The sequence below is a fragment of the Nonomuraea sp. NPDC050691 genome (genome assembly GCF_040654455.1).
Lineage (GTDB): Bacteria > Actinomycetota > Actinomycetes > Streptosporangiales > Streptosporangiaceae > Nonomuraea.
In genome coordinates, this window is record NZ_JBFAIA010000045.1 from 23,154 (window position 1) to 49,276 (window position 26,123).

The window sequence follows — 26,123 nt, forward strand, 5'->3', positions numbered from 1 at the left end:
CATGAGCAACACCAGCCCCTCGTCGGTCATAGGGGCAGGCTTCCCTCAGCGGGCGATCATAGTCACTCGCGTCAGTCCAGCCGGGTGGGGAGTGCGGCGGGGGGGCGGGGCGCGCGTCCAAGACCCGGCCTGATGGCTCGGCGCGCCGCTGTTCGAGCGGGACTCCCAGGGCGTGCGGCTGACGCCGGTCGGGGCGGCGCCGCTGCCGCACGCCCGCCGGGTGCGCGCGGCGCGGGACGAGTCGTGGGAGGTGGTGGGGCCAGAACGGCGCCTGATCAGGCCGTCTGGTCCTCGACGGGCGCGCCGGCGTTGGCGCGGACCGACTCGATGCCCTTCAGGGCGTTGGCCTTCGTGGTGTAGGACTCGCTGGTGGCGATGATCTGCCCGTTGGTGGCGACGAGGTTGAAGCGGTAGCCGTTGGACGCCTTCTTCAGCACGTAGCGCGCTGCCATGACTTCCTCCTGTTCGTCGGATTCGATGGGGTTCACGACTTCCCAACGGCATGCCTTCTATGCCTCGGCTTTGCCGTTTGATGACCGGGGCGAGCCGGCCCTCCCGGGGTGTTCACGCTCCTTTCCTCCGGCGGCTACCCGGTGGCCGCGCCATGGCGCGCGTGGACGCCGGGACGCTCGGGCTGCTGTTCGACCTTCCACCGCGTGCCGATCGCCGATCTCTGCGCAGGTGAGCCCGCCCCCATTGTGAAGATCGTTTCAAATTGCCTCGGCGGCCGGGGAAGGCCCGGCCGATCGAGTGAAGGAGCCCCCATGAGCACCGCCACGGGTCTGCGCGGCCGAAGCGTCATCGTCACCGGAGCCGGCTCCGGCATCGGCCGCGCGGCGGCCCTGCGTTTCGCGGCCGAGGGGGCGAACGTGGTGATCGCGGACCTGGACGGCGAGCGGGCCAAGTCCGTGGTGGCCGAGGTCGAGGCGGCCGGGGGCACCGCGGTCAGCGTGGTCGGCGACCTCGGCGACCGGGCGGTCGTGGAGCGGGTGGTGGCGACGGCGGTGGAGGCGTTCGGCGGGATCGACGTGCTGGTGAACAACGCGGGCGTCATGGACCGCATGTCCGCGGCCGGCGACACCGGCGACGAGGAGTGGGAGACGGTGCTGCGGGTCAACCTGACCGCGCCGTTCCTGCTGACGCGGGCGTCCCTGCCGTACCTCATGGCCTCGGGCGCCGGGGCGATCGTCAACACCGCGTCGGAGGCGGCCCTGCGCGGCAGCGCGGCCGGCGCCGCCTACACCGTCTCCAAGCACGGCATCGCCGGGCTGACCAAGTCGCTGGCCGTGATGTACCGGGACAAGGGCGTGCGGGCCAACGCCATCGCCCCCGGCGGCACCGCCACCAACATCCAGGTCGAGATCGACCAGGACGCGCTCGGCCCGTCGGTCGTCATGTCGTACCTGAACAACGCGGGCCGCGTCTGCGACCCCGACGAGCAGGCCGCGGCGATCGTCTTCCTCGCCTCCCCCGCCGCGGCCAACGTCAACGGCGTGGTCCTCGCCGTCGACAACGGGTGGTCCGCCGTCTAGTCGTACGATGACTGCCGAAGTTGTACGATGACTGACATGACCTCTCCCTCCGACCGCATCACGTGGGTGCGGCTGTCGTCCGTCACCCTCCCCCTCGACACTCCCGTCAGCGACGCCAAGGTGCTCACCGGGCGGCAGCGGCCGATGACGGAGATCGCGTTCCTGTTCGCCGAGATCGCGGCGGAGAGCGGTCACCAGGGCTTCGGGTTCGGCTACTCCAAGCGCGCCGGCGGTCCCGGGCAGTACGCCCATGCCCGGGAGATCGCCCCCGAGCTGCTCGGCGAGGACCCCAGCGACATCGCCCGCCTGTGGGACAAGCTCGTCTGGGCCGGGGCGTCCGTCGGCCGCAGCGGCCTGTCCACGCAGGCCATCGCCGCCCTCGACATCGCCCTGTGGGACCTCAAGGCCAGGCGCGCCGGCCTCTCCCTCGCCAAGCTCCTCGGCGCCCACCGCGACTCGGTGCGCTGCTACAACACCTCGGGCGGCTTCCTGCACGCGCCCGTCGAGCAGGTCCTCGACAACGTCACGGCCGCCCTGGAGCGCGGCATCGGCGGCATCAAGATCAAGGTCGGGCACCCGGACGCGCGGGTGGACCTCGCCCGCGTCACCGCCGTGCGCGAGCACCTCGGCGACGCCGTCCCCCTCATGGTGGACGCCAACCAGCAGTGGGACCGCCCCACCGCCCAGCGGCTCGGCCGGGCGCTGGAACCGTACGGGCTGGTCTGGATCGAGGAGCCGCTCGACGCCTACGACAGCGCCGGCCACGCGGCCCTGGCCGCCTCGCTCGACACGCCGATCGCGACCGGCGAGATGCTGACCAGCGTCGCCGAGCACGCCGAGCTCATCCGGGCGGGCGCCGCCGACGTCATCCAGCCCGACGCGCCCCGCATCGGCGGCATCACCCCGTTCCTGCGCCTGGCCGCACTCGCCGAGCACGGCCGGCTCCAGCTCGCCCCGCACTTCGCCATGGAGATCCACGTGCACCTCGCCGCCGCGTACGCGCTGGAGCCGTGGGTGGAGCACTTCGAGTGGCTGGAGCCGCTGTTCGAGGAGCGCCTGGAGATCCGCGACGGCCGCATGCTCGTACCGGCGCGGCCCGGCCTCGGTGTCACCCCGAGCGAGCAGGCCCGCAGGTGGACCACCGACCAGTGCGAGTTCGGCGGCCGGTAACCGATGACGAGCCGCACACAGCGCCTGGTCGAAACCCTGACGGCGCGCATCCGCGAGGGCGTCGTCCGCCCCGGCGAGCGGCTGCCGACCGAGAACAGCCTGGTCGAGACGTACGGCGTGAGCAGGACCGTCGTGCGCGAGGCCATCTCCCGGCTGCAGGCGGCGGGCCTGGTCGAGACGCACCACGGGCGGGGCACCTTCGTCCTCGCCCGCCCCTCCACGACCCGCTTCCCGGCCGGCCCCCAGGGAGAGGTCACGCTGGAGGACGTGACGGGGCTGCTGGAGTTCCGGACGGCGTTCGAGGTGGAGGCCGCCGCCCTGGCCGCCCGCCGCCGCACGGACGCGCACCTGGCCGGCCTGCGCGAGGCCCTCGACGCGTTCGCGGGCGCCGCGGACCACCCGAGCGCGGCGGTCAACGCCGACTACCGCTTCCACCTGCGCGTCGCCCTCGCGACGGGCAACCACCGCTTCGCCGACCTCGTCTCCTCGCTCGGCCCGTCCATGATCGTCGTCCCCCGGGACCGCCTGGCCCCCGGCGATCGCTTCGCGGGGATCGTGGCCGAGCACGAGAACATCTACACGGCGATCGCCCGCGGCGACGCGGACGCGGCCCGCGCCGCCGCCCGCGTCCACCTCGCCAACAGCCGCGCCCGCCTCCTCCATCCGGACCCCGGAGACGCCTGAACACCCGGTGGCGCGGCCTTCCCGGCCCCGGCGAGACTCGTCCGTGCGACGCGAACAGAGATCGCCCGACGGCGCCGTCACGCGCAGGACGCGCGTAGGAGGCGTCGCGGCTGACCGTGTCCTCGTCCGGGCGACTGTTGCCGATCACGGTGGGTGGCCGGCATCGCGAGGTCCTTCGCCAGGTCGCACGCGAAGCGGCTCTCCCTCAGCAGGGCGGACGTCCCGAAGTGGTGCCGGCCGCCCACCGAGGACGTCGCGGTCGCGGGCCCGGTGACCGCTTCGCGGCGCGGGCGTGGACGACGATCGGGCCGGAGTCCGTGGGTCCGCGCGCCGCGGAGACCGGCGCCGCGGGGTTCGCTACTGGGCGGGGAGGGGCGTCCCTGCGGGCAGGGGTTCGACAGGGCCGACGGCCCGTGCGGGCTCCGGCGCGGCCATTCTTTCCGCAACCGCCTCGCGAGGGTGTGAGTGCCGCGTGAGAGAGACTAGGCGAAATCTGGTTCGGGCAGAGGCAGTGCTGAGCAAGGACGGTCCATCACGTCTCGATCCAGCCGGACGCCGCTTTCGAGCTCGACCACGGTCAGGCAGGCCACGAGCATGTCCACCGCGGCCTCGGCCTCCTCGCTGTCGTATCCGGTCGCGAGGAAGCCGGCGTAACCCATCAGCGGACCGAGGTACTCCGTCCACCGGGTGAAGGGCAGGCGGGCCGGCTCGGGGTGCTCGACCCAGCCCTCGTCAGCCCGGTAGCGGACATACATCGAGGTGTTGCCCGCCATGTCCAGAGCCACCAGCCAGTGCCGGAAGCCCTCACCGGCCAGCCGGTCGGTCAACTGTCGCCGCTCCGGCACCGGATTGCTCCAGTCCAGGGTGGCGACGCCGTTGCGGACCTGATGGAGGGAGAGGCTGCCAGAGCTGTGCGGCTGCTTGGGGCCCTGCAGTGCGGTTGGGTCGAGCCCCATGCGGCGCACCGCCTCCTCGATGGTGAGGACGCCCGTATCAGGGATCGTCACCGTATAGGCGATGGTGTCGCCGATGCCCTCGGCCTGCAGGTCGTCGTAGTGAGCGACGATCTCATCGAACACGACCCATCCGCCCCTTCCGCGGCTCCCCGGACAGTCACGTCTTCATCAGGCAAACTACCCGCGCCTGATCGTCGCCCCCTCTCCGCATCGGGTCTCGGAGGCCGGCAGGAGAGCCCCGTCAAGGCCTGTCCGGCGTCACTGAGCATGAGCGTGGAACCTCCCGCTGACCTGGGCCCTGTCATATCAGCACCTCGGCCTCACCGTTCGACCGCCTTGATCACTTCGACCATGTCGTCGAACTCGGGCAGGCCCCCGGCCGGAGCGCGGACCACGCCGACCTGACTCGGCCCGGGTCGCGCGATGGTCGTGGCCGGCCCCCAAGCCTGGATGTCAGTCCTGGCGCCTCCCTCACTGGAAGGCTTCTGCTTTTCCTGAGTGCTCCAGCCCGAGCCGAATTGGAAAGGCAGACCTTGCGCGTCGAAGACGATGGACCACCCTATGGCCGTGTTCGCATAACGGGGGCCAGGTAGCGTCCCGGCCACTTCCCGGAATGTGGGTGACAACGCGTAAAGCTCGGCGAACGTGATGGTTCCTGAATAGAATCCGGTCCGCTTCATGGCCGGGGTTCTGCCGGCGGGGTTCGGCAGGTTGAACTTCCGCTCGTCGGCGTCGGCGATCAGCGCCTTGAGCGTCTTGATCTCGAAGATGTTGATGATCTGGTCACTGAAGGCCGTGGCCCCGGCGCTGCACTTGCCGCGCCGCGCCCAGGTCTTTCCCTGGGGAAGGCCGGCCGTCCACAAGCGTCCCGTGGTGTAGAACGAGCCCTTCGTGTTGACCCAGCGGTGTGCCTGGGTCTGCGCCACCAGGCTTTTCGCGACCAGATCGCCCTCGGCGGCGCGTTCCTTGGCGAGCGGGAGGAGATGGGGGTTGAAGTTCACCCGGCGCGTGAGGCTCGCCGCGACGACTCCACCCCTGCTCAGCTGCAGCGTTCCGTCCTGCAGCGGTTCATAGCGGAACACCCGGGCGGTGTGATTGTCATATTTGTTTCTGGCGCCGAGAGTAACGCTTCCGTACTGCGTGAACTTCACGCTCACCCCCCTGGCGAGCTGGTTCTGCACAGCGCGCACCACATCGGGAACGGCGGCTTCAGCCGTGGCCGGGACGGCGAGCGTCGCCGCCGGGCCGATGAGCACAGCGGATAAGAGAACCGGTAAACGGCGCATCAGGATATGCCTTCTTCAGTGGATCGGACTCGGTACCCGATCGAAGGATCTTCAGGAATTCCCGGAGCGTACCAGTTTCGCGAGCTCGTCGATGTGCTCGAAATATCGGGCCGGATCGCGACAATGGCGGAGGACTCCCGCGCCGGAGCGACGAGGAGATGACGAGCCCTCCCGCGACCGGCGGTGTCCGATGTCAGCGAAACCCCCATGGGCGGCCCCGGACCTCGACTACGTCTGGTCCCCGTTCTCGATGACATGGCCCAAGCCGGGGTGGGGGCGTCGTCGTGGTGGTGTGCCACCGCTGTCCGGGCGGTACTCGAAGTGCCACCACTCGTTGTCGTAGATGCGGTAGAGGTCGTAGCGGGCGCCGTGCTCCTCGAGCCAGCGCGCGCCTTCGTGGGGGCGGACGTCCAGCGCGATGCCCTTGACGTGGTTGGATTCCGCCGGCGGTAGTACGAGCATGCGTGCCGAGGCCGGGGAGCCGGAGCGGCGCACCTCCTCGTCGAACATCCGTTGCTGGACGAGGGGGTCGCGGTATCCCGAGGTGAGGCCGATGAGCTGGCCGTGACGCCAGAGCGCCTCGGTGCGCGCCGCGGTGAACGCCGCCATGGCGCCGCCGGTGAGCCCGGTGAGGTCCTCGGCGGGGAACCGCATCCGTAACGCCCAGCGGCAGGCCAGTTCGCGGGCGCGGCCGGGGTGGCGGACGAACGCCGCGGGCAGCAGGAGAACGGCGAGCACCAGCGTGACCGCGGCGAACAGCCGGTCCCGGGGCCGAGGTGGGATGGCGCGTGGTTCGTTCATGACGATTACGATTGGCGCCGAATATGAGCGCGTTGTCCGCCGCATGTCACCGTTTCTCGACGGCGACCACCGTCGGCGCGACCGTGACGCAACCATGACACGGCGCGGACGAGGCGGGGACACGGCCGGCCGACAGTGGGTGGGGTTGACGGGCGGGCGATTGACGGAGCGTGCTGTGAGACTCGGCGGCGTGTCGCGAGTGTTGTTGATCGAGGATGACCCGGCCGTGCGGGAGGGCCTTGAGCTGGCCCTGACCCGGCACGGGCACCGGGTGCGCGCGGTGGAGTCCGGCGAGCAGGGGCTGGACCGGCTGCGTGCGGACCTTCCGGACGTCGTCGTGCTCGATCTGATGTTGCCCGGCATGGACGGGTTCGAGGTCTGCCGCCGCATCCGGGCCACCGGCGAAATACCGATCATCATGCTGACCGCGCGCGGCGACGACATGGACGTGGTGGCCGGGTTGGAGGCGGGCGCCGACGACTACGTGGTCAAGCCGGTGCAGCCCAGGGTGCTCGAGGCGCGCATCCGCGCGGTGCTCCGGCGCATCGGCCGGGACCAGGCGGAGCTGGAGCGGCACGGGGACCTGACCATCGATCGGGCCGGGCTGGTGGTCTCCCACCGCGGCGTGCCGGTCAGCCTCGCCCCGACCGAGCTGCGCCTGCTGCTCGAGCTCTCCGGCACGCCGGGCCGGGTGCACAGCCGCCAGCAGCTGCTGGAGTCGGTGTGGGAGCACGGGTATTTCGGCGACTCGCGTCTCGTGGACGCGTGCGTGCAGCGGTTACGCGCGAAGATCGAGGACGACTCGGCGGCGCCCGTCTACGTGCAGACGGTACGTGGGTTCGGGTACCGGTTCGGGCCGGTGTGAGCCGCCGGGTGGCGCCTCTGCCGGGCCTGGGGCTGCGTGCCCGGCTGTTGTTCGCGTTCGCGCTGCTGTGTGTGGTCACCGCGGCGGCGGTGGCCGGCGGGATCTATGTCCAGGCCCGCAACGACATCCTGCAGCGGGCCCAGGACGCCGCGGTGCAGGCGATGAGAGACCGCATGGAGGAGCTCTTCCCGCTGCGGAGTGCGACGCCCGGCCTGGACGAGCTCGGCGAGATCGCCGGCACCATGACCGACGGGGACAGCCGAGCGGTCGCCGTCTACCACGAGCTGTACTCGCCGACCGGCCCGCCCGGCCCGCCCGGCCCGGCGCCGGGGCTCTGGAGGCCGGGCGGGGCGGGGCAGATCCTGGAGCCCGGGATGATTCCCCTGCCGCTGCGGCGGACGGTGGCCGACGGCGTCATGGCGTGGCAACGCGTGGTGTGGCAGGGCGAGCCCTACCTGATCATCGGCGCGCCGTTGCTGATCGTCGAGCAGAACCGGACGACGCGGCTGTCCGGCATCGAGGTCTACACCGTGCGCAGCCTGCTTTCCGAACAGCGCAGCATCGACGCGCTCGCCGCACGCGCCTGGCTCACCGGCGGGGCGGCCCTGGCGTTCGCGGTCGTCCTGGCGTTGCTGGCGACCCGTGGCGTGCTGGGTCCGGTGCGTGAGCTCGGCCGGGCGGCACGCCTGCTGGGCGAGGGCGAGTTGCGGACCAGGATCGCGGTCCGCGGCTCCGATGAGCTGGCCGACGTGGCACGCACGTTCAACAACACCGCCGCGGAGCTGGAACGGCACGTCGAGCAGCTGCGCGGGATGGAGGCCGACGCCCGCCGGTTCGTGGCCGACGTGTCCCACGAGCTGCGCACCCCGCTGGCCGCGCTCGCCGCGGTCGCCGACGTCCTCGACGAGGAGGCGGACCGGCTGCCCGAGCCCGCCGGCAGGGCCGCCAGGCTGGTCAGCCAGGAGACGCTCAACCTCACCGGGCTGGTGAACGACCTCATCGAGATCAGCAGGTTCGACTCCGGCGTCGCGGCCCTCGCGCTGAACCAGGTCGACGTGGCCGAGCTGGTGCGCGCCACCCTGCGTACGCGGGGCTGGTCGGAGCAGGTGCATGCCGAGCTTCCCCCCGCGGTGACGGCGCGGCTGGACCCGCGCCGAGTGGACGTCATCCTCGCGAACCTGGTCGGCAACGCCCTGCGGCACGGCGAGCCACCGGTGTCGGTACGGCTTTCCGCCGACCCGCGCTGGATCGCTCTCGAGGTCCGCGACCACGGACCGGGGCTGGACGAAGCGGTGCTGCCGCACGTGTTCGACCGGTTCTACAAGGCCAACGCGGCCAGGGCCAGGTCCGAGGGCAGTGGCCTCGGCCTCGCCATCGCGCGGGAGAACGCGCGCCTGCACCGAGGCGAGCTCACCGTCGCCAACGCCCCGGACGGCGGCGCCGTGTTCACGCTGCGCCTGCCGTGCCGGGAACACGATCCGGACGGAGGCCCCGAGTGAGGATCGGGCCCGCCCGCCGCGTGCTCGCCGCGGGCCTCGTATCGCTCGTCGCCGTGGCCGGCTGCGGCGTGCGACCCAGCGACGCCATCCCCGCCGGCGCCCCGCCGAGCGGAGCCGTCGCACCGCCCACGACGATCACCCTCTACCTGGTGAAGAACGGCCGGCTCAGCGCGGTGACGCGGCCCGGTCGCCGGCTGTCCCAAGCGGACACGCTCGCGCTGCTGGCTGCCGGACCCACCGCGAGGGAACAGGCGCACGGGTTCACCACCGACGTCCCGCCCGAAGCGGGTCCGTTCGCGGTGACCGCCGAGCCGGTAGGCCACTGGGTGGTGACCCTGTCCACTCCGACCGGCGAACTGTCCGCACTGGCCGTCGAGCAGATCGTGTGCACGGCCGCCGCCATGGCGCCGAGAGGTCCGGCTCAGGTCACGGTCATCGGTGCTGGACAGAGCGTCGGCCCCCGGAGCTGCCCGGCGTCACCGTCACGCGAGTGAGTTCCGCCGAGCCCTCGTCGGCGGCAGAACCCATCCCGACGGCGCCGGCGGCCCCACGGTAGCCGCGCTCGCCCGGCTGCCGCTCGTTGTGCGTGCCGGCCGCTGGGTCAGCGGTGTCGCCGGTGCCGCAGACAGACGATCCCGTTGCTGGAGGCGGTGCTGGAGACCAGGTCGAGCCGCATGAGCGACCGCCAGAGGCTGACGCCGCCCCAGACCACGATGTGGCCGTCGCCGTCCAGCCTGAGCTTGTCGATCTCTTCTGTCGTGTCACCGGCGGCGATGGTGGTGTGGGCCCAGTCGGCCGTCTTCAGGGTCCGGGAGAGGACGACCTTGCGCGCGGCGTTCAGGATGTCGGCGAACGGGTGGTCGGTGGCGGTTGTCATGGCCCTGGAGATGGACTCATAGGCGGTGCGGCCCATGAGGTGCGCGTAGGCGCTCTGGAGCCAGTCGAGGTGCGCCGGGTCGTCGGGCTGACAGGGGGCCCCGCATGCGAGGGGACGTGCGTGGCTCGGCGTACGTTGCCTGTCGCCAGTGCTATGGACACCGATGCGGCCCGGAAGTCATCGGTGCCCGGTCCGTTGACTTCGAACACCGCCAGGCGTGTCCGGCGTATCGCCTCCCCCAGCGTGGTCAACCGGCCGCGGTACGGTGCCGCGTGTATACCGCCCAGGTTGTAGCGGCGGTCATCCGCATGAGTGATGAGCGACGCGGCCGGTCGCGGTTACCATGCGCTGATGCGCGCAAAGGTGCTGTCGTCCCTCAGACGGCTCGCCGTGATGAACCCTTTTCTCACCGATCTGCTGTTCGGCGTCGTGGTCGCCGGCGTCACCCTGACGTTCGGTCTCGTCTCGTTCGACGGCTCGGTCGATCCGGGCCATGCGCGGCGCTCGCTGGATGTCGCCGGCGTGGCGTTGACTCTTGTGGCCAACCTCGCGCTGGCCTGGCGCCGGCGTGCCCCGGTCCTCGTGCTGATGATCTCCTGCGCCGCCGCGATCGTCTTCCACGCGGCCGGTTACGATGCCAGGCTCAACGGGGTGGCACCGCTTCTGGCGCTCTACACCGTGGCCGGTCGGCGAGCGCCTGCCGTGTCCGTCCCGTGCGTCCTGCTCCCGGTGGTCTCCTTGTGGCACGCGGCGTTCCTCGGCCCGGACGAGTTCGTCTGGCCGAACCTCGCGCAGACGAGCATCATGGTCGCCGTCGCGTGGACGTTCGGCAACAGCACCCGGATGCTGGTCGAGCGCAACAGGCGGCTCGCCCACCTCAGCGAACGGCTGCGCCAAGAGCAGGAGGACAGGGCGCGGCGGGCCGTGACCGAGGAACGGGTGCGCATCGCCCGCGAACTGCATGACGTGGTCGCCCACCACATGTCGGTCATCGTGATCCAGGCGGGGCTCGCCCGGTACGTCCTCGGCTCGGATCCCGCCACCGCGCGCGGCGCGCTCACCACCATCGCCGACACCGGCAGCGAGGCCATGGGGGAGATGAGACGCCTGCTGTCCGTCCTGCGCATCGACATGGACAACTTGGACAACATGGACGAAGACGTGGACGACTATGCCCCCGCACCCGGCCTGCAACGGCTCGACCAACTGGTGGAACGGCTGCGCTCGGCGGGTCTGCCGGTCGAGGTGTCGATCACCGGCCAGGTACGCCCGCTGGCACCCGGTATCGACCTGTGCGCGTACCGCGTCGTTCAAGAATGCCTCACCAATGTGCTGAAACACGCGGGCCCGGCCACGGCGCGGGTTTCGCTCCATTACGGCGCCTTGCTGGAATTACGCGTCACCGATGACGGGCGTGGAGCGGCCGCCACCCCGCAGGAGAACGGCCACGGCTTGATCGTCATAGGCGAACGCGTCAAGCTCTACAAGGGAACGGTCGCAGCCGGATCGAAGCCGTCAGGCGGATTCGAGGTCGTGGTCACTCTGCCCCTGTCGTCCTCGCACCAGGACGATCAACCTCCTCAGTCACACGGTGGACCGAACACATGATCAAGGTACTTGTCGTCGACGATCAGATCCTCGTCCGCGCGGGCCTGGCGGCGCTGCTCCGCGCGGCCCCCGACCTCGACGTCGTCGCAGAGGCGGCGACCGGCGAGGAAGCCATCGAGCAGGCGGCGTCCACCCGACCCGACGTCGTCCTCATGGACATCAGAATGCCGGGCATGAACGGCGTGACGGCGACCGAGCGCATCCTGTCCACCGACAGCGACCATCGACCCCGGGTGCTCATTCTGACCACCTTCGACCTGGACAAGTACGTCTACAACGCTCTCCGCATCGGTGCCTCGGGATTCCTCCTCAAGGACACCCCGCCGGAACGACTCATCGCCGCCGTCCACACGGTGGCATCGGGCGACATGCTTTTCGCACCCACCGTCACCCGGCGCCTGATCGAGGCCTACACCAGTCAGACGGACCCCTCCCCCGCCCTGCTCTCGCCCGCGCTGCACCTCCTCACCGCCCGCGAGGTCGAGGTGCTCAAACTGGTCGGGCGGGCGCTGTCCAACGCCGAGATCGCCATCCGGCTCCATGTCAGCGAAGCCACCGTCAAAACCCATCTCAACCGCACCATGTCGAAACTCAACCTCACCAGCCGCGCTCAGGTCGTGGCGCTGGCGTACGAATCCGGTCTCATCAGCCCTGGCCGGGAAAGCTCGTCGCACGCCTGACGGCCCGCCGGCATCGTGACCGGAGAGGGGATCTGATCCCCCGGCTTCGGCAGTTCCCTGGCGCGCGTGACGTACCGCCCGTAGCTTTTGATCATGATGCGGCGAGCCCTGGACTGGTGGAGCGAGCATCCTCAGCTCGCCGATGCGCTGCTGGCTGTGGCAGCCTGTACGTTCCTCCTGGTGGAGGTGCCCTACAGCGATCACACCATCGCCAGTCCCGGCAGCCTGCCCGTGACGTTCTGGGGCGACTTGCTGGCCTATGCGAGCCTCGCCGTGCGGCGCAGGTACCCGGTGCAGGTGCTGGCGCTGGCGTGGACGCTGTGGTTCGTCGGTGGCCGGTGGGACGTCTGGGCGGAGTGGAACGCCTCGTGGTCGGAGTTGAGCACGCCGACCGCGCTCATGCTCGTGCTCTACACCGCGGGCCGGTGGTCGTCCTCGCGGTGGGCGGTCGTGTTCCTCGCGGGCACGCTGCTGCCGACGGTCGTGACGGTAGCGCGGATGTGGGCGGGGCCGGTGTTTCCGGAGCCTCCGGACGACCTGTTCGCGGTGTCGTTCGTGACGTGCGCGGCGGCATGGGGGCTGGGCCGGCTGCGGCGGTCGGAGGCCGAGGCGGTGGCGCGCGCCGCGGCCCGCGCCGAGGAGAGCAAGGCCCAGGCCGCGCTGGCCGAGGAACGCATCCGCATCGCCCGCGAACTCCATGACATCGTGGCGCACAACGTGAGCGCCATGGTGATCCAGTCGTCGGGCGCGGGGGTCGCGCTGCTGAACGACGACAAGGCCGGGGTGAGGGCGGCCGTCGAGGCGATCGGGCACGTGGGCCGTACCGCGCTGGCCGAGTTGCGGATGCTGCTCGGCGTGCTGCGGGAGGACCCGACGCTGCCGCGACCGGGGATCGAGGCGATCCAGGAGATGACCGAGTGGTTGCCCATCGACGTACGATTACGCGTCGAGGGCCCGACTCGTCAGGCGCCGCCGGACATCGGCCTGGCCGCGTACCGGATCGTGCAAGAGGCGTTGACCAACACGCTCAAGCACGCCGGGAAGGACGCCGATGCCGAGGTGCTGCTGCGCTATACGGCGGACGGGCTGCACATCCAGGTCACCGACGACGGCATCGGGGGCGCGGAGCGCGGGCCGGCCGGCGCGGGCGGGCACGGCCTGATCGGCATCCACGAGCGCGCCGAGGCACTCGGCGGCACGGCGCACGGGCAACCGCTGCCAGAGGGCGGGTTCAGGGTCGAGGTGACCCTGCCGTGGGCGTGAGGCGTGGCGGCGGCGCGCCGTAGGACCGGCCGACCAGCGGCGGCCGGTCCACGGATCTGTCAGCTCGTCTGCGGCGGCTGGCGGAAGGTCATCCACTGCCGGTTGTTGTAGGCGAAGGAGGGGGCCGTGTTGCCCGCGACGAGGATGTCGCCGATGGGGGCGTCCTGAGTGTAGGCGGCGAGGCCGATCCCCCACCTGACCTTCCCACCGGCGTCCGGGCGGAGCGGGCCCACGGTATTGCCGGTGATCTCCACGGTGGTCAGCGGGTTGACCCCGGAGTTGGCGGCCCGGACGTACACCCCGCCGTGGCAGTTGGTGAGCTGGTTGCCCCGGATGTACACGGCCTCGGTGTTGAACGGCGTGATCCCATCCCAGATGGCGTTGTCGACCACGTTGTTCTCGATCCAGACCCGGGAGTGGCGGACGCCGGGAACAGCGGTGTGGGATCCGGCGAGGGTACCCCAGGGGCCCTGTGATCCGGACTTGTCGCAGGTGTTGCCGATGATGCGGATGTCGGTGCAGGGCGTTCCGTCCTTGGCCCCCGCCCAGGTGTTGGCGCTGCCGGCCAGGTCGAGCTGGACGGCCTCGCCGTGCCACAGCTTGTCCTGGTATTCGGGGGGCACGATCCAGCCCAGGAGGTGGCAGCCTCGTACGGTGGCGTTCCGCACGGCGTTGAGCTCGATGGCGTGCCACCACTTGACGTTGTAGATGGTGATGCCGGCCAGCTCGACGCCGGAGGTGTGCTGCATCGTGATGACGTTCATCGCGGGTGGCGTGGCTCCGTTCTGCAGGTACTGCCAGACCGGGTCCCAGGAGCCGCCGGTGATCGCGATGTTGCCCGGTGCGCTGTATCCGCCGGTCGTCGCGCTGGGGACGTGGTTGAGCACCATCGTCTTGGAGGTGCCCGACGAGACGAAGTTCGCTACGAACCGGGCGTCGGTCGCGTCGAGGTGGGTGTTGCCCGGGATGATCAGGTTGGCCCGCAGCACGTGGCGATGGCCCGCCCTGGCGCGGACGATGATTCGTCCCTGGGCGTCGCGGCCGGCCGGCCCGGCGATGCCGTTGGCGGCGTCGTCCAGCGCGTGACGCAGGGCGACGACAGTGCCGTCCTCACCACCCGGGTAGGGGTTGACGGGCCCGGCCCGCCGGGTCGCGGATGCGGAAGCCTGTTGGGTGACGCTGCCGCCCAGCAAGGTGGCACCAGCGGTGACGGCGAGCCTGAAGGCGTCTCGGCGGCTGTATTCCACGATGGTCTCTCCGATCCTGGATGGCATACGCAATTCGCGGCTGACGGTAACCGTCAGCCGACTTGGCGGTCGTCAACCGCTGAGTGGACCATCGGCTTCCACCAACCGCGGTAGCGCACGTCTGATGTCAACCAGCCGTGGTAACCCGGCATCGGGGTCCCCGGCACCAGCGGTCGGTCAGGGCATACTCGCGGGGAGCGCGTGCTACCGCAGAAGTCGACGGCGAATACGGCGGCAGGCTGACGCCTTCGCCTGCGGCCACCCGTAGCATCGGCCACCTGGCAGAGGCCATGCGCCGTGGGGAGACATCACACGTCCTGGCTGCCATCGACGCGACAGTTCACGAGTGGAGGTTCGATGCGTTCGGCCGGTGTGACTCGCCTCAGACAAGTTCTGCTCGCACTCCTGCTGGTGATGGGCATAGGCGTCGCCGCCCCCGCCGAGGCGAGCGTGGCGCAGGGTACGCCGTTGCTCAGCCCCGGTCAGGCCTGGTATCCGCGGGTCATCCGGCTGCAGCACGCGGACACCGCCCACAACGGCCGCGTGCTCGCCTCCACCAACACCGGCGCCGGCGGGACGATCCACGAGAGCACCGACGGAGGGCTGACCTTCCGTCCCATCAGCGAGATCCGCCCCGACCTCGCCGCCGGCGAGTTCGCGTGCTGCTCGGCGCTGTTCGAGTTCCCTCGTCAGCTCGGCGCCGGCGCGGCGGGCACCCTCATCTGGGCCACGTCGATCAACGCCGTCGGCGGCGGCGAGGATCAACCCGATCCCAACGCGCGGATCGTCGGCTGGACGAGCACCGACCATGGATACACCTGGACGCCACTCCCCGGCCCCATCGCGACCGGCTCCACCGGCCACGGTCTGTGGGAGCCCGAGTTCTCCGAGGCGTCGGGGCGGCTCGTCATGCACTTCTCGGACAAGACCCAGCAACCACGCTACGGTCAGACGCTCGCACGCGTGCGCTCCGACGACGGCGGACAGACGTGGAGCGCCAAGGTCAACACCGTCGCCGTGGACGCCGCCACCGACGTGAACGCCGAGGACAGCCCCGGCATGCCGGTGGTCAGGCGGCTCCCGAACGGGAGCTACCTGATGGTGTACGAGTACTGCGACATCCGGCCGGTCGCCAACGGGCACGGCTGCCGGGTGTACCTGCGTACCTCTCCCGACGGCTGGGACTGGGGGCACCCGGAGGACCGCGGCACCATCGTCCGCACAGCGGACGGCAAGCACCTCGCCCACGCGCCCACCCTGGCATGGGCCCCAGGCGGCGGCCCCGACGGGCGGGTCATGGTGGTGGCCAGACTGGTGCGCACCGGCGGCGACCGCGGAGAGGCCACCGTCCTCCCGGAGAGCGGCCGGACCGTCCTCGTCAACACCGCCAACGGAGCCGGCGCCTGGTACGAGATCGACGCACCCGTCAAGGTCGGCATCGACTCCACCCCACCGAACCCCGACCTGTACCTGCCCTGCCAGAACTACAGTTCGCCGCTCCTGCCCACCCCGGACGGCTCCCGGGTTCTGGAGATCGCGACCGACGTGACCGACGGCACCTGCAAGGCGTACGTCGCCACCGGCTCCGCCGCCGGCACCGGAGACGCGACCGGCGTGTCCACCTCGGCCGTCTACCGCGCCGTCAACCTCGCCAGCCGCCGATGCCTGGACGTCAGCGAAGGATCCGCGCAGAACGGCGCCCGCATTCAGCAGTGGGCCTGCAACGGCGCGCTCGCCCAGCAGTGGCGCCCGGTGCGCCAGTCCGCCGGCGTGTTCTCCTTCGTCAACCCGAAATCGGACAAGTGCCTGGACGTGCCCAACGGCAACATCTCGGTGGATCCCGGCGACAAGGCGCACCTGTGGACGTGCAACGGTACCGGCGCGCAGCAATGGCTGCCGGTCGCGGTCGGCAGATCCGCCTATGTGCTCAAACCCCGCAACAACCAGGCACTGTGCCTGGACGTCGCCAACGGCTCCACGGCGGACGGCGCCGAGGCGCGGGTCACCCCGTGCACGAACGCCGGCACGCAGATCTGGTATCTCGCCCCGAAGGCGTGACCGGATCGAGAGGTGATGGAGCGCTGCGATCAGGTCGCGCAGCTCGCGTTCTCCCTCCGAGCGATCAATCATGAACCGAGCCGGGTGCGCGTGCGCGGATCTGCCGATGAGCGCACATCCCCGGCTCCTGGAGCGACGTCACGTGACGAGCACGGCGGTGAGCATCGAGAGATACGACTCATGGGCGAGACGCAGGCTGTCAAGGTCGGACGTCTCGAACCACGCCACAGCGTCGTGCTCGTCCGGCGCGGCGTTGACGGGTGTTCCGGTCCACCTGTCGACCAACCAGATCCGCATGTCGAACGTCGCGGTCCGGATCTCCTGCATCGGCGGGCCGGACGGCTCCGATGCCGTGATTCCCAACTCTTCTCGAAGCTCGCGGACAAGGCTCTCTTTCGGATCCTCCCCCTCCTCGACATGACCGCCCGGCAGGTCCCACACGTCGGGATACCAACGGCGTCCGGCGCTTCGATGACACAGCAACACCCGATCGCCGTCGCGAAGAACGGCCGTCACGATCCGGACCGGACCGGAGTCGTCAGCGGAGATCGTCATCGGCACATTTTGCCCCATGCGGAACTGCCGCCGACAAGGATCCCAGAACGCCTTGAGGGGGTCGATGGGTCCATCGCGTGGGCGGCGTAGCCTTTCACATGAGCAGGTCCCGCGCGGCCGGCAGGGCCCCGTTCCAGCTTCGTTGCCGGTAGGGGCGGACGTGGTCAGACTATGCGGGTGCAGAGGGTGCGGCCTCGGACCTCCCAGTGGACCCTTCTGCCGCCCGGCGGGCAGGCACCGCTGGTGAACGCGGTGATACGGAGGACGAAGTCGTACTCCCCCGGAGCGGAGCCGTCCCCGCACGGCCACGACGTCATCAGATCCGTGTTGCTGATGGAGACCGAGTTCTCGTTCTCACCCTTTGTGGCCAGGAAGCAGTCACCCGTGCGGAACTGCCGCTGCACGCAGAGGGCGATCTCGTTCGCGTCCTCGCCGTAGCTCCACCACAGTTCCCCGTCCAGATCGGCGCCGTTCCCGATGCACTCGGAGGAGTCGTCGACCACCTTGAGCACCTTCAGGTAGGCGTCGGAGCGGCTGCAGCCGACCGCGCGCGGCCTGCTCCTGCTCCACCCGCCGGACGGACGCTCGTAGGCGTCCAGGCAGTCGCCCGCCGAGATCTTCTCGAACGCCTTGCGGGTGGGATCGGATGTGGGGGTGGGGGTGGGGGTGGCACTGTCGGTGGCGCTCGCGGTCTCGGACGGCTGAGGCGCGGGTGTCGGGGAAGTCGGGGTCTGCTGGGGAGTGGCGATGGCCTTGGAGGTGGCGGGTGCGTTTCCGTCGTCCCCGATGGCCCAGGCGGCGAAGGCGACCAGCAGGACGCCCACGACCGCGGCCACCGGGAGCTTCATTCGTCCGAGCGGCGGAAGCCGCCGGCCGTTCCCCGGCGCGTACTGCGGTGGGGGCGCCAGCACCTCGGTCTCCGCCACCCGCGTGGCGATCATCGTGCTGACGGGCTCCGGCAGCGGAGCGTCCCCGCCCTCGGCGAGCGCGGAGCAACGTTCGAGGAAGGCGTCGAGGCCGGGCCGGTCTTCCGGATCCTTCTCCAGGCCGGATGCGATCAGCGGGAGCAGCGGCTCCGGCACGCCGGTCAAGTCGGGTTCCTCATTGACGACGCGGTAGCCGAGGGCCTCGATCGGGCCCTCGCCGAAGGGCCGCCGGCCGGTGGCGGCGAAGGCCAGCACGGCAGCCAGGCAGAACACATCACTGGCCGGCCCGACCTCGCGGCCCCGAAGCTGCTCGGGCGACATGAACCCGGGCGTGCCGACCACGCTGGTGCGAGTGGTCTGCGAGGTGGCGTCGAGCGCGCGTGCGATGCCGAAGTCGATGATGCGGGGCCCGTCCTGGGCGAGCAGCACGTTGCCGGGCTTGAGGTCCCGGTGGACGACGCCCCGCTCGTGGATCGCCATCAGCCCTTCGGCCAGGCCCGCGCCGAGCCCTGCGACCGCCGCCGCCGAGAACGCGCCGTGCTCGCCGACGGCCTCGTGCAGCGACGGCCCCGCGATGTACTCGGTCACGAGCCAGGGCGGATCGGCGTCGACACGGGCGTCCACCACCTGCACGGTGTGGATGCCCCCGACCCGCCGCACCGCGGCGACCTCCGCCTTGAACCGCCGCCGGAACTGCGGGTCCCCCGCCAGGTACGGGTGGATCACCTTGACCGCGACCGGCCGGCCGCCCTTCGAGCGGCCCAGGTAGACGCGCCCCATCCCGCCGACTCCCAGCCGCGCCAGCAGCCGGTACCCACCGACCTTCTTCGGGTCGCTCGCCTCAAGCGGCTTCAGTTTCTCGCTGGACACCCGCACGTCCTCCCACACCCCGTGGTGATTCAGAACGCACCCTTCCACAGAGGACGACGGGCCGGGGACGCCCCGCTCAGGCCGGCTCGTAGGTGCCGTCGCGGTGTTCGTAGACGGGGTCGAAGTGTTCCATACCTCGTCAGGCCTTCAGCCCACATACGCCCAGAACCCCCATCAGGTGGATCTTGATCCCATGGCGGAGCGACTGACATCTTTGTCTGGAAGCAGCGAAGATGACAGTGAGACTGGCTCCGGACCTGGGCACTGTCAGTTCGACGGATATCGAAGTACCAGCGTTTGCGTCATCGAAGTTGACAGTACGAAGCCGAAGATCAACTGCTGCCTCAAGTATGACTGAGCGCTTCAGCTGGTCGGAATCGCCCGGTGAACGCTCAGTCACCACAACCGATCGTGACGAGATGCTGTTAGCTGGCTTCGAGAACGAAGAACAAGAAGCACAAGAACCTCGTGCGGGTGAGCTCGAACTCGCGGAGCTCCTCGGGGAACACTTCGCGGGCTTCCGGCACGAACGGCGGTTCGCTGATGACGCTGATGCGAAAGCCCGCCGCGCCAAAGGCCTCGGTCATCGCGTGCAGCGGCCGGTTCCAGAACCTCATCTGGACGGTCTGCCCACCCATGACCCATTCTTCGGTCCGGCTGCGCGTCTCGAAGTACTTGGGCCTTTTCCCGGCCATGTGCTGAAAGAGAACGACGCTGAAAGGATGGTCGACCGAGATGAGGAGTCTGCCACCAGGCCTCAGCACGCGTCGCACCTCGGCCAGTGTCGGTCCCCAGTCTTCCAGGTAGTGCAGCACCAGCGACGCGATGACATCGTCAAACGCGTCGTCGGGGAAGGGCAGTGGGCTGGTCAGATCGACCACCCGCAGATCCGCGTCGGCGCCCAGCCGCCGTCGGGCCTGCTCCAGCATCCCGGCGCTCGCGTCGATGCCGGTGACGATGGCGCCTCGATCGCGCAGTTCGGAGAACAGAGGGCCTGAGCCGCAGCCGGCGTCGAGGATGCGCCTTCCGGCCACGTTCCCGGCAAGCTCCAGCATCGCGGGCCGCTCATAGTACGCGTTGAGGAGACTGGTTTCGTTCTCGGCCGCGTAACCCTCAGCCATCCTGTCGTAGTCGTTGAGTGGGGAGGGGTTTGCAGTCTCGACGTGATCTTCGGGCATGGTAGGCATGCGGGCCATTTTGGCCCAGTAGTCTCGGTGGCGCTCGCGTCATCGACATTGACGATAGTCGGCCGAAGATCGTTCTTTTTGGTCCGCACAGGGACCATGCGACGGTCAGATGCCCCAGGCCGGGCAAGCCGGAGCCTCTCAGCGTCAATGGCCCGGCGACCTCAGGAGCATCAGGAAGGTTCGAGGTGGTCGGCGAGGCGGCGGAGGGTGACCGCGAACCGACCGCGGAGGCGTAGAAGAACGCGCTTGCGTGAGTGCGGCGGGATCATGCGTAATCGTTCGGCCTCGGCTTGCTGTTCAGCGAGGTGAGCGCGGCCCCACTCTTCATGCATGAAAGACATGGAAGGCTCCTCAGGGCTCTTCGGGGAACGCGTGGTAGAAGATAAAAACCGGGCGTGTATCCGGTGGAGCCTCGCTTGATTCGACGCGCGATTTGGTCCGCTCGCGCCATGGCTGCAACACGGCGTTGAGCTGCTCGGCGAGCTGCCAGAGTTCATCACTGGTGAGCCGTAGGTGGTGGGCGCCTCCAAAGGAGGCGTCCTGCCATTCCTCGGGAAGTGTCATGTGCGTGCGTTCGAAGTCGCGCAGCCGCTCGAACTGGTCGATCACCCACTGTGAATTCCAGGCCCGCACCGCGGCTCTGGCTTCCGGAGTTTTGAGATCCATCACTACAAACCCGCCCATAGATGCTCGCACCCAGCGTTCCCGGCTGTCCCGGGCGAGCTCCGGCACGTCCTCGATCAACCCATATGGCTCCATTTGCCGCAGGTGATAGCTCACCTGGCCGGGGTCGGCATCCATCCGCCTGGCGAGCTCGCTCACCGTGACCGGGCCGATCCGGAACAGGAGGCTGAAGAGCTTCATCCGGAACCGGTTGGTCATGACCTTGAGCACGTCCACGTCGTCGATCTGGCGCATGGTCACGACGGTAAGACCAGCGGGTAAAGATACTCAAGACACCTACTGGATCTTGAAACCGTGGTCGTGGCGTGCGGAGCTGAAGATCAACTGTTATGCCCGTACTCGCTTCAGGGATGCCCGGACGGCTGCGCTGGTTTGCCAGGGTCGAATGCCTTCGCCGGCCAGGAGCAGCGCGGCCTCGGGCAGGTCCAGGTCTTCGACAGCCTCGGGCGGGTGCAGGTGGTGGGGCGCGCCTGGTTCCCAGAGAGCGAGTGGTTTGAGCAGTACTGGGTGGCGGCGCATCGCCACCTCGAGCACCTCGCGCTCGGCGGCCCACCCGTAGGCCGGGGCGGCGATGAAGGCGCAGAACGCGTGGCAGCTTCCACTCCCTGATCGCAATCCCCACCCGGCGGCAGGCGATGTGTCAGGTGATCGGGGATTCCACCAGCTGTAATAGCGACCACTTGGAGTCTGAGAGCAGAAATCAGCGCTAGATGATCATGATCTGCTATCGCAGACAGTGAGACTGTCTGCGATAGCGTCGGTGCCGCCCCGGGCGAACATGCGGGACAGGCGGCCTGGCAGCAGCGCGTGCAGCCGTTCGTTCTCCGCCCGCCACACCTCGCCGACCAGCCTTACCAGCACGGTGATGCCGGGCAGCAGGATGCGCTCCTTCAGCATGTGCACCCGCGCCCGGTCGAACAACGCCCGCAGCCCCTCCACCGACACCCACACCCGCGCCGCCACGTAGTGCCGTACCTCGCTCTCGCAGGCGCCAAAGTCGCGGTAGCCCAGCAGCCGGCGGATCTCCCACACATGCTCGTAGACCGTCTGCTGGCGGTGACCATAGTCGGCCAGATTCGCCGGATCGAGCCCGACCTGCTCGGCCACGAACGCCACCGCGCCGGGCGGGGCCGCCAGCGGATCCTCGGTCAGAAAGACCCCGAGCATCCGCACCGTCCCCTACTGCGCCGCCCAGCCCAGCCTGGTCGCTGGACGCCGCTGGCCGCCAGAACATTCAGCGCCGCGCGATCGAGTCGGAAGAACTGCTCCAGTTCGGCCGGCGAGGGGCTCCTCGGGGAAGCGCCCGTAGCGGGCGATCTGCTCATCAGAGAGAAATTCGAAAGGCATGGCCCAGGAACGTAGAGCCTGTCACCAGCAGAAACAACGGCCGTCATCGAACCGATACCAAGATCAACTCTGTGTCGCTAATTTCTGCACTCAGACTCCTCGAAGGCCGATCAGCACCCCCGCGGAGGATGAAAGGCTCAGTGATGATCTTCGGGCGACCAGTCGCCCCTGACTGAGTACGTTTCCATGATTGGTGCCCCGGTTGCTCTGAGCTGAACGGCGCTGATTTTACTGAAGGCATTGTCCCCCGTGTCGGGTGACGGGTCCCATGCGTAGTAGACTTCGGCCTCGTCCGATTGCCCTGGGATGTAGCGGTGCATGATCGGGACCACCATGTCCTCCGAATCGGGTCCCGTATAGGGAATCCAACTGATGCGGGTGGCGAGGGTCTGGACGTCATATGTGTTGGCCGACTGATTCATAATCCGGATGTGAGAGCTTTTTCCCACGTGGCCGCTTCCGTAATTCTGCCACCTGATGCATAGTTTCCAGTAGAGTCCGGGAAGTCTGGCCTGGTCAACCTGCTTGGCGCCTCCGCAGGTGTAGCCCGAGGCAGCGGCCTGGGCCGTCGAACCTGTCGAAATGACGGCCGCAACCAGGAATCCCGCGATCAGCAGCAGTCGGCTGTGTTTCATCTGAATTCCCCTGTGATCGTATTACTCGTATGACTGATTGGCGTCTCGGTGACTCTCGCAGAGAGGTTCCGGCCTGTCCTTTGCGGTTTGGCTTCACGTGTGGGCCCTTGGGGTCAGCCGATGGCGTAGAACGGCTCGACAGCCTGTAGGCGGACGTTCACGGTGCAGTCGCCGGCCCCGTTATTGGGATAGGAGTTCATCGTTCCCGTTGTGTCAAGCGTCTTGAGCTGATCCAGGGTAAAGGGCCCCCACCACTGCCAGGTCCGACAGACGTCCTCGTCACTGCTCAGTTCGTCGTAGTCACGGAAGTGGATGTAGGTCTTGACGGATTCACCATGCCTGACCTTGATGCGATGCCTATTGGTTGGCTTCGCATAATTCGTTGCGCAGGACGTGTAGGTGTGAGCGGGGCACATGTAGGCATCCGCGAAGGCATAGGTGTTGTCCTCCAACATGCCGCGCAGGCAACTCTTGTTGTCTTCCCACCAGAAGTAATAGTTGGGGGTGCTGGTCCCCGGGCACACTCCGGGAAGGCCGCTGCCGCCCCACTCGGCAAGGTTCCGAGATGGATAGAGGTCGCTCGCGCCCGAGCTGGATTGAGCGAAGATCGTACCGTACACCTCGGCTCGCTCACAGTTGGATGCCAGTTCCTCGCAATCGTCCACGGAGTTGAGCCGCACGTCGACGAACTCCACCTCGACGATATAACCCATCACGGGGAACGAGTCGGCGACCGCCGTCGCCGACTCTTGCGGCGACATCTCCATAAACAGGACCGCGCCCACCGCGCCCAGACGGAGGATCGTACGCGATGTTCGTTTCAATGGCATGAAAACCTCCATGCATGTTCAAGGTGTGTCATGTTCCGCCTACCGCAGTCAGACGATGGGGCCTGCCCGGCTTCCCGAATATACAGAACCGGTATCCCCATGGTTTCACCGCTAGACGGCTCCGTCCTGTAAAGCCCGACCTGTCGACGGCCGAATGGGTAGAGACGGAATCAGGTGGGCCACGACGAGCCGGTACCAAATTCCGCCCCGCGAAGTGTCAGCAGTGAGCAGCGATCGTCGTTCCGTTCCCGTGCTTCATGCTGCGAGTATCGATCGTCACCTGCTGGCCCGGCTCGGTCTCGTACGCCTGCCGGTCGTGGACGTCAACGGCTCAATGGGGTGTACCAGGGGCGGTGCAGCGGGGCTGCTACAGGCCCCGAGGTGACCACGTTGACTTATCGCGTCTCTGGCCCTCGCCGCGGTGCCGTGATCAGCAGGATCACGACGCGACAGGCTCCTCATAGTGCGCCTTTATGGTCCGCAGCCGGTAAGAGATTATGCATCTCCCGTCGGGGTCGCCTTGGCTGGGGGTGTCCATGCTGGAAGAGTGGTCGAGATCCTTCAGCGTGTCGTGCGTCAGGTTCCCGATCCACGTGCTCACCTGGCAGATATCTTCATCCGCGCTCAGCTGGTCGTAGTCGCGGAAGTGGGCGGCAAGCCTTATCTGGCGTCCCGGGTAGACCTTGAGAACGGCTTTGTTGTTTTTCTTCTGCCACGGAGTATCGCAATGTACATACGTGTCGGAACCGCACATCAGGACATCCCGGAAATAGTAATCAACACTTCCGGAGACGGCCTTGACACATTTCCCTCCCTCTTCGGATTCCCAGCCCACCAGGTCTCCTCCGGCCACGGCGCATCCCGAGGCCGGCTGCCACCAGTAGGCGATATTCCGAACCGCACCCGAGGACGAGCTGCCCTCCCCGTCCGTATGAGTGGATAGAGAACCGTACATTTCGACGGTGTCGCAGGAGTGCTCCACATCGCAGTCGTCGATGTCGTACGGGTCATATCTCTCCCAGGTCACCTCCACAGAGTAGTAGCGAGGTTTGAGAATGGGGCCGGCGGTGGCCGCGCCGGAGAACGAAACAACGGACAGCGCCGTCGTCAGTGTCGCTGCGAGCAGCATACGAGTAGGTTTCATGTCACAGGCCCCTTGTGTATGCGAGTCCGGTAGTAAAGCTTCCTGCTACAGGCATGTTTGCCTGTCTGGCCTCAGTTCCTGCCAGCATGGTGCGCTGTGGCGATCAGCGTCAGGATCTTCTATTGGACGGTGTTCCCCGAGTACCGTCCACGTGGTAGGTGGTCAGCACGGAACGGGTGGCAGATGTGGCGCCGTTGTAGTACTCGACCTTGCCGGTCAGCATCTGAAACTGTCCGCAGCGGGCACGCTGATCCAGGAGGAGACGGAGTAACAGCGCCGATATCCGCCCTTCTTCACTTATCTCAGGACCAGACAATCCCGGACACCGTGGTTCCCGTACTGAAATTCGAGCCGGACCCTCTTGACGTACCTCGCCTTCGTGAGGCTGTTGTTGTACACGATGATCTCCCCGGTGGCGTGGCCGGTGTGTCCCTCGGAGCAGAGATTCAGGGCGAGGTCCTGGTCGACGGAGTGGTACGCGCACGTCCACGGGCTGGAGGCGTGGGCGGGACGGACGTCGCGACGGCGGCGGTTGTCACGGCCAGCGTGCCCGCTCCCGCGACGACGAGGAGCCGGTCGAGGTGCTGATGGAGTTCTTGACGAATGACATTGCGTGCCTCGCTCTCAGAATCATGTCTGCTCGACGCTTTATGAACCGAATATTCATCGTGCATACCTCCATGGCGCGCGCAACGGCCGCGATCACCTGGCGCAGCCCTACGGTGCTACAGAATCATCGATAGGTCCAACAGATATGTTGTGGCTCACCCATAGATGGGATTGATGAATGCCGGATGACGTACGGCTTCGCGTCTTCGTCGCCGTCGCCCGCCGCGGCTCCCTCACGGCGGCTAAGAGCTGCTAACGCAATGAGGCGAGGCGTCGCCAGCACGTCATGCCCGAGCCATAGCCCAGCTCCTGCGGCAGGTGCTCCCAGGCGATCCCAGCCGCCGGGGCCAGACCGCCACCATCTCCTGGGCCGGACCTCCTGCCGTACACGCCCCTACTGCCACCCCCGATGTCGCACTGCCATGTCCGCTTCCATCTGGCGTGACGCACTTCCATCTGCAAGGCCGTCTGACAACTTCAAGAGCGTCAGCGCCACCCTTGACGCAATAAATGAATGATCTTTTAATTCGTTCATGGGGCGCATCCCCGGCGTCACAGCCGCCGAGACACGCGAGCGCCTGCTGCGTGCCGCCGCCGACGTGTTCGCCCGGCGCGGGTACGACGGCACGCGCGTGGCCGACATCGCCGCCGCCGCGGGCGTGAGCAACGGCGCCCTGTACGCGCACTTCCGTTCGAAGGCCGAGTTGCTCGTCGCGGCGCTGCGCGCCCACGGGCGGCGGCTGCTGGCCGACCTGTTCGCCGCCGACCCCGACCGCTCCGTCACGGACCTGCTGCTCGTCGTCGGCCGGT

The 26,123-nt window shown here is 68.4% G+C and carries 25 protein-coding genes; 11 read left to right on the forward strand and 14 right to left on the reverse strand.

Annotation, left to right across the window (positions count from 1 at the left end; all coding sequences use genetic code 11):
- Positions 1-275: 275 nt before the first annotated feature.
- Complete coding sequence (locus AB0H81_RS18890; RefSeq protein ID WP_253780095.1) at positions 276-452, reverse strand: DUF1508 domain-containing protein; 177 nt, start codon at positions 450-452, stop codon at positions 276-278.
- A gap of 312 nt (positions 453-764) precedes the next feature.
- On the opposite strand from AB0H81_RS18890, the gene AB0H81_RS18895 reads away from it, so the two are divergent.
- Genes AB0H81_RS18895 through AB0H81_RS18905 form a run of 3 tightly spaced genes read left to right on the forward strand, consistent with a single transcriptional unit; the run spans position 765 to position 3,386 of the window.
- Positions 765-1,532: an SDR family oxidoreductase gene (locus AB0H81_RS18895; RefSeq protein WP_358375942.1), complete on the forward strand. Its 768-nt coding sequence runs from the start codon at positions 765-767 to the stop codon at positions 1,530-1,532.
- A gap of 36 nt (positions 1,533-1,568) precedes the next feature.
- Positions 1,569-2,702 carry a mandelate racemase/muconate lactonizing enzyme family protein gene (locus tag AB0H81_RS18900; protein ID WP_358375944.1) on the forward strand — a complete coding sequence of 378 codons (1,134 nt, stop codon included), beginning with the start codon at positions 1,569-1,571 and terminating at the stop codon, positions 2,700-2,702.
- Positions 2,703-2,705: 3 nt separating this feature from the next.
- Positions 2,706-3,386, forward strand: coding sequence for a FadR/GntR family transcriptional regulator (locus tag AB0H81_RS18905; protein ID WP_358375946.1), 681 nt, complete (start codon positions 2,706-2,708; stop codon positions 3,384-3,386).
- A 482-nt stretch (positions 3,387-3,868) separates the two neighbouring features.
- On the opposite strand, the gene AB0H81_RS18910 is transcribed toward AB0H81_RS18905, so the two are convergent.
- From AB0H81_RS18910 to vanY-N, 3 genes are all read right to left on the reverse strand, one after another.
- The gene (locus AB0H81_RS18910) at positions 3,869-4,465 is read right to left on the reverse strand and encodes a hypothetical protein (RefSeq protein ID WP_358375948.1); all 597 of its coding nucleotides are present in this window, start codon (positions 4,463-4,465) and stop codon (positions 3,869-3,871) included.
- Positions 4,466-4,662: 197 nt separating this feature from the next.
- On the reverse strand, positions 4,663-5,598 hold the full coding sequence (locus tag AB0H81_RS18915) for a hypothetical protein (RefSeq protein WP_358375950.1): 936 nt from the start codon (positions 5,596-5,598) through the stop codon (positions 4,663-4,665).
- Positions 5,599-5,856: 258 nt separating this feature from the next.
- Positions 5,857-6,429: a D,D-peptidase/D,D-carboxypeptidase VanY-N gene (gene vanY-N / locus AB0H81_RS18920; protein WP_358375952.1), complete on the reverse strand. Its 573-nt coding sequence runs from the start codon at positions 6,427-6,429 to the stop codon at positions 5,857-5,859.
- A gap of 190 nt (positions 6,430-6,619) precedes the next feature.
- Between vanY-N and AB0H81_RS18925 the strand changes: the two genes are divergently transcribed.
- From AB0H81_RS18925 to AB0H81_RS18935, 3 genes are read left to right on the forward strand one after another with little or no spacing between them, the layout of a single operon-like run.
- A complete protein-coding gene (locus tag AB0H81_RS18925; protein WP_358375954.1) occupies positions 6,620-7,294 on the forward strand; it encodes a response regulator transcription factor in 675 nt (224 codons plus the stop codon).
- 8 nt (positions 7,295-7,302) lie between these two features.
- Complete coding sequence (locus AB0H81_RS18930) at positions 7,303-8,793, forward strand: HAMP domain-containing sensor histidine kinase (protein ID WP_358375955.1); 1,491 nt, start codon at positions 7,303-7,305, stop codon at positions 8,791-8,793.
- Positions 8,790-9,287, forward strand: coding sequence for a hypothetical protein (locus tag AB0H81_RS18935; RefSeq protein ID WP_358375957.1), 498 nt, complete (start codon positions 8,790-8,792; stop codon positions 9,285-9,287). The genes AB0H81_RS18930 and AB0H81_RS18935 overlap by 4 nt, the downstream gene beginning before the upstream one ends.
- A 107-nt stretch (positions 9,288-9,394) precedes the next feature.
- Here AB0H81_RS18935 and AB0H81_RS18940 read toward each other — a convergent pair whose 3' ends face one another.
- On the reverse strand, positions 9,395-9,670 hold the full coding sequence (locus AB0H81_RS18940; RefSeq protein WP_358375958.1) for a hypothetical protein: 276 nt from the start codon (positions 9,668-9,670) through the stop codon (positions 9,395-9,397).
- A gap of 315 nt (positions 9,671-9,985) precedes the next feature.
- Here AB0H81_RS18940 and AB0H81_RS18945 point away from each other — a divergent pair, with 315 nt between their 5' ends.
- The 3 genes from AB0H81_RS18945 to AB0H81_RS18955 all read left to right on the forward strand — a co-directional run bounded on the left by AB0H81_RS18945 (position 9,986) and on the right by AB0H81_RS18955 (position 13,221).
- A complete protein-coding gene (locus tag AB0H81_RS18945) occupies positions 9,986-11,278 on the forward strand; it encodes a sensor histidine kinase (protein WP_358375960.1) in 1,293 nt (430 codons plus the stop codon).
- A complete protein-coding gene (locus tag AB0H81_RS18950; RefSeq protein WP_358375962.1) occupies positions 11,275-11,958 on the forward strand; it encodes a response regulator transcription factor in 684 nt (227 codons plus the stop codon). Before AB0H81_RS18945 ends, AB0H81_RS18950 begins: the two co-directional genes overlap by 4 nt.
- A 93-nt stretch (positions 11,959-12,051) precedes the next feature.
- Positions 12,052-13,221: a histidine kinase gene (locus AB0H81_RS18955; protein WP_358375964.1), complete on the forward strand. Its 1,170-nt coding sequence runs from the start codon at positions 12,052-12,054 to the stop codon at positions 13,219-13,221.
- A 59-nt stretch (positions 13,222-13,280) separates the two neighbouring features.
- On the opposite strand, the gene AB0H81_RS18960 is transcribed toward AB0H81_RS18955, so the two are convergent.
- Positions 13,281-14,468: a hypothetical protein gene (locus AB0H81_RS18960; protein WP_358375966.1), complete on the reverse strand. Its 1,188-nt coding sequence runs from the start codon at positions 14,466-14,468 to the stop codon at positions 13,281-13,283.
- Positions 14,469-14,840: 372 nt separating this feature from the next.
- On the opposite strand from AB0H81_RS18960, the gene AB0H81_RS18965 reads away from it, so the two are divergent.
- A complete protein-coding gene (locus AB0H81_RS18965; RefSeq protein ID WP_358375968.1) occupies positions 14,841-16,526 on the forward strand; it encodes an RICIN domain-containing protein in 1,686 nt (561 codons plus the stop codon).
- Positions 16,527-16,664: 138 nt separating this feature from the next.
- Here AB0H81_RS18965 and AB0H81_RS18970 read toward each other — a convergent pair whose 3' ends face one another.
- The 8 genes from AB0H81_RS18970 to AB0H81_RS19005 form a co-directional block, all read right to left on the reverse strand.
- The gene (locus tag AB0H81_RS18970) at positions 16,665-17,081 is read right to left on the reverse strand and encodes an NUDIX domain-containing protein (RefSeq protein ID WP_358375970.1); all 417 of its coding nucleotides are present in this window, start codon (positions 17,079-17,081) and stop codon (positions 16,665-16,667) included.
- A gap of 164 nt (positions 17,082-17,245) precedes the next feature.
- A complete protein-coding gene (locus tag AB0H81_RS18975; RefSeq protein ID WP_358375972.1) occupies positions 17,246-18,877 on the reverse strand; it encodes a serine/threonine-protein kinase in 1,632 nt (543 codons plus the stop codon).
- 425 nt (positions 18,878-19,302) lie between these two features.
- Positions 19,303-20,064: a class I SAM-dependent methyltransferase gene (locus tag AB0H81_RS18980; RefSeq protein ID WP_358375973.1), complete on the reverse strand. Its 762-nt coding sequence runs from the start codon at positions 20,062-20,064 to the stop codon at positions 19,303-19,305.
- A 351-nt stretch (positions 20,065-20,415) separates the two neighbouring features.
- Positions 20,416-20,982 (reverse strand): helix-turn-helix domain-containing protein, encoded by a 567-nt coding sequence (locus AB0H81_RS18985; protein ID WP_358375975.1) that lies wholly within the window; start codon positions 20,980-20,982, stop codon positions 20,416-20,418.
- 480 nt (positions 20,983-21,462) lie between these two features.
- Positions 21,463-21,915 carry a DUF4158 domain-containing protein gene (locus AB0H81_RS18990; protein WP_358375977.1) on the reverse strand — a complete coding sequence of 151 codons (453 nt, stop codon included), beginning with the start codon at positions 21,913-21,915 and terminating at the stop codon, positions 21,463-21,465.
- 317 nt (positions 21,916-22,232) lie between these two features.
- Positions 22,233-22,730, reverse strand: coding sequence for a hypothetical protein (locus AB0H81_RS18995; RefSeq protein ID WP_358375979.1), 498 nt, complete (start codon positions 22,728-22,730; stop codon positions 22,233-22,235).
- Positions 22,731-22,843: 113 nt separating this feature from the next.
- Entirely contained in the window at positions 22,844-23,572 is a 729-nt protein-coding gene (locus AB0H81_RS19000) for a hypothetical protein (RefSeq protein ID WP_358375981.1), read from the reverse strand.
- Between the two features lie 427 nt (positions 23,573-23,999).
- Positions 24,000-24,689 (reverse strand): hypothetical protein, encoded by a 690-nt coding sequence (locus AB0H81_RS19005; RefSeq protein WP_358375983.1) that lies wholly within the window; start codon positions 24,687-24,689, stop codon positions 24,000-24,002.
- 1,157 nt (positions 24,690-25,846) lie between these two features.
- Here AB0H81_RS19005 and AB0H81_RS19010 point away from each other — a divergent pair.
- The coding region (locus AB0H81_RS19010) for a TetR family transcriptional regulator (protein WP_358375985.1) at positions 25,847-26,123 on the forward strand (277 nt) is incomplete at its 3' end.

What these genes read in the sequence shown, in the direction of transcription:
- AB0H81_RS18890 (WP_253780095.1), bottom strand. Translation starts at nt 452, where the DNA reads ATGGCAGCGCGCTACGTGCTGAAGAAGGCGTCCAACGGCTACCGCTTC.
- AB0H81_RS18895 (WP_358375942.1), top strand. Translation starts at nt 765, where the DNA reads ATGAGCACCGCCACGGGTCTGCGCGGCCGAAGCGTCATCGTCACCGGA.
- AB0H81_RS18900 (WP_358375944.1), top strand. Translation starts at nt 1,569, where the DNA reads ATGACCTCTCCCTCCGACCGCATCACGTGGGTGCGGCTGTCGTCCGTC.
- AB0H81_RS18905 (WP_358375946.1), top strand. Translation starts at nt 2,706, where the DNA reads ATGACGAGCCGCACACAGCGCCTGGTCGAAACCCTGACGGCGCGCATC.
- vanY-N (WP_358375952.1), bottom strand. Translation starts at nt 6,429, where the DNA reads ATGAACGAACCACGCGCCATCCCACCTCGGCCCCGGGACCGGCTGTTC.
- AB0H81_RS18940 (WP_358375958.1), bottom strand. Translation starts at nt 9,670, where the DNA reads ATGACAACCGCCACCGACCACCCGTTCGCCGACATCCTGAACGCCGCG.
- AB0H81_RS18945 (WP_358375960.1), top strand. Translation starts at nt 9,986, where the DNA reads ATGAGCGACGCGGCCGGTCGCGGTTACCATGCGCTGATGCGCGCAAAG.
- AB0H81_RS18950 (WP_358375962.1), top strand. Translation starts at nt 11,275, where the DNA reads ATGATCAAGGTACTTGTCGTCGACGATCAGATCCTCGTCCGCGCGGGC.
- AB0H81_RS18955 (WP_358375964.1), top strand. Translation starts at nt 12,052, where the DNA reads ATGATGCGGCGAGCCCTGGACTGGTGGAGCGAGCATCCTCAGCTCGCC.
- AB0H81_RS18970 (WP_358375970.1), bottom strand. Translation starts at nt 17,081, where the DNA reads ATGACGATCTCCGCTGACGACTCCGGTCCGGTCCGGATCGTGACGGCC.
- AB0H81_RS18980 (WP_358375973.1), bottom strand. Translation starts at nt 20,064, where the DNA reads ATGCCTACCATGCCCGAAGATCACGTCGAGACTGCAAACCCCTCCCCA.
- AB0H81_RS18985 (WP_358375975.1), bottom strand. Translation starts at nt 20,982, where the DNA reads ATGCGCCAGATCGACGACGTGGACGTGCTCAAGGTCATGACCAACCGG.
- AB0H81_RS18990 (WP_358375977.1), bottom strand. Translation starts at nt 21,915, where the DNA reads ATGCTCGGGGTCTTTCTGACCGAGGATCCGCTGGCGGCCCCGCCCGGC.
- AB0H81_RS18995 (WP_358375979.1), bottom strand. Translation starts at nt 22,730, where the DNA reads ATGAAACACAGCCGACTGCTGCTGATCGCGGGATTCCTGGTTGCGGCC.
- AB0H81_RS19000 (WP_358375981.1), bottom strand. Translation starts at nt 23,572, where the DNA reads ATGGAGGTTTTCATGCCATTGAAACGAACATCGCGTACGATCCTCCGT.
- AB0H81_RS19005 (WP_358375983.1), bottom strand. Translation starts at nt 24,689, where the DNA reads ATGCTGCTCGCAGCGACACTGACGACGGCGCTGTCCGTTGTTTCGTTC.